This is a genomic window from Priestia sp. YIM B13489, assembly GCF_042787645.1.
GTDB classification, from domain to species: Bacteria; Bacillota; Bacilli; order Bacillales; family Bacillaceae_H; genus Priestia; species Priestia megaterium.
Window position 1 is genome coordinate 1 of record NZ_JBHZOQ010000051.1, and the last position, 1,298, is coordinate 1,298.

Annotated in this window: 1 protein-coding gene; it reads right to left on the bottom strand. The window is 29.4% G+C overall.

Going from position 1 to position 1,298, the window contains the following annotated elements; translation table 11 throughout:
* Positions 1 to 56: 56 nt before the first annotated feature.
* Positions 57 to 965 (bottom strand): DMT family transporter, encoded by a 909-nt coding sequence (locus ACFX4W_RS05715; RefSeq protein ID WP_377559302.1) that lies wholly within the window; start codon positions 963 to 965, stop codon positions 57 to 59.
* Positions 966 to 1,298: the final 333 nt, after the last annotated feature.

Consider the following 1,298-nt stretch of genomic DNA (forward strand, 5'->3'; position numbering starts at 1 on the left):
TTGTTTATATAACATCCAAAAAAGAAAAATGGATGGAACATATGTTACTATACTCATTATTTATTTATTGAATTTGTTTTAACTTTTATTTTAGATATGTAAGATCCTATACCTAAAGCTATACCAGCCCCTAAACAACTAAAGATACATCCCACTAACAGATAAACAGATGGAGCTGATTCACCAATTGCTACTGATGCAATTCCTGCTATAGCAGGGAAAAGCGCTACCATATAACCACTTTTAGCACCACCAATTTGTTCGACCAGTTTCAAGTAAAATAACCATGCACCAAACGAAGCAATAAGAGTTAGATAAAGTAACCCAGACCAATAGGAAATAGAATGAGGAAAGCTAATTACTTGTCCTTTAGAGAGTGCAAATGTACCTAATAATATTCCTCCAACTGTAAAACCTATAGCATTTGCATATAAAGGATTTACTTTATTCTTAGCGTTTCTAGCTGATGTAGCGTCTCCAATAGCCGTTATTATAGTACCTAATAAAGCAATTAATATTCCTTTTAAATCTGAGAAACTATGAATATCTCCCATACTTGGGTACAGTAAAATACAAACTCCTAGAACACCTAGTAACCCTCCCAATAAAATGCGAGGATGAAAAGATTCTTTTAAAAATACTCGTAGTGCAATTGGGGTTAAAATGACTTTTAAAGAAAAGATTAATGTTACCATGGCAGCTGAGCTTAAGATTGTTGCATAATAAAGGCAAAGATAACTTAACATAAAGTTACAGATACCAAATATAACAATAAAGGGTATATCGTTTCTTTTTGGTTTGTCTTTAGGTCGTAGACATGCGCTTAAAATTATGAATAAGACAGCTGTAATTAAAAGCCTGTACGTTAAAGAAAGCTCCAGACTAATAGGGGTACCTTGAATTTTTACAGCAATAAAATTTAGCCCCCAAGCGAATAAGCAAAAGATGTACATAAAGTTAGTCATATGCTGAACTCCTTTTCAATAAAAAAAGATTATAGAATAAACTTCTTAAATAGTAACACAAATAAAAAGAAATAATATCTATAAAAGGTAATATATATAAATTTGGTTTTTTCCTGTATTTTATGATTAAGTCGTTCAAAATAAGAATATATAATTATTTAATTCACCAACACTAAAAAACAGACATTATAAATCTCTTAATTATTTTCTATTTTTTAAAGCCTTTCTACCTATATCTCATCAGAAAATAAATAACGTTATATTATATATAATATTTAAGTGATATTTATCTGTTAAAACAGATAATAAAAAGCTTTAAAAAGGTTCTCTTTT